Below are 709 nucleotides of genomic sequence, written 5' to 3'. Positions count from 1 at the left end.
TGTGTCGAAACACACTGGGTTTCCCCATTCGGGTATCGTCGGGTATAACGGTTCATATCACCTTACCGACGCTTTTCGCAGATTAGCACGCCCTTCATCGCCTCTGACTRCCTAGGCATCCACCGTGTACGCTTAGTCGCTTAACCTCACAACCCGAAGGTGTTTCCACCATCGCGCTGCGATTATTTGAGAGACTCTGTTACAGACTAATCCACCACTCAGTACTGCTACGGAGAGTGATGTTCAGCTGTAAACTTTCAATTTTCAGCTTGTTCCAGATTGTTAAAGAGCAATATCTTAAACACGACTCGTTAGAGTCATCTTTAAGATATTCATTGATAATGTCTTTCACACATTATCGGAGTGGCGTCCCCAAGGGGATTCGAACCCCTGTTACAGCCGTGAAAGGGCAGTGTCCTAGGCCTCTAGACGATGGGGACACGAAAATTCCGTACCAGACCACACAGTGGTTTGGCACTTTTCGCATCAGCGTAAGGTTACCCTTACCGCATCAACAGGTGCTCTTGCTCATTAATTTCATCAGACAATCTGTGTGGACACTGCACAATGCGTATCTTGAGGTAAGGAGGTGATCCAACCGCAGGTTCCCCTACGGTTACCTTGTTACGACTTCACCCCAGTCATGAATCACAAAGTGGTAAGCGCCCTCCCGAAGGTTAAGCTACCTACTTCTTTTGCAACCCACTCC

1 tRNA gene and 2 rRNA genes are annotated in these 709 nt (G+C 48.0%); all 3 read right to left on the bottom strand.

Annotated elements, in window-relative coordinates:
* Positions 1-146 (bottom strand): 23S ribosomal RNA (locus AC1DUO_RS25830); the annotation flags it as partial.
* Between the two features lie 218 nt (positions 147-364).
* Positions 365-440 (bottom strand) — tRNA-Glu (locus tag AC1DUO_RS25825).
* A gap of 142 nt (positions 441-582) precedes the next feature.
* Positions 583-709, bottom strand: a 16S ribosomal RNA gene (locus tag AC1DUO_RS25820); the annotation flags it as partial.

The sequence above is a fragment of the Rahnella sp. P4_A8 genome, from assembly GCF_056402435.1.
Note: the sequence above shows the minus strand (reverse complement) of the source record. Positions and strands in the feature narration are given on the sequence as shown.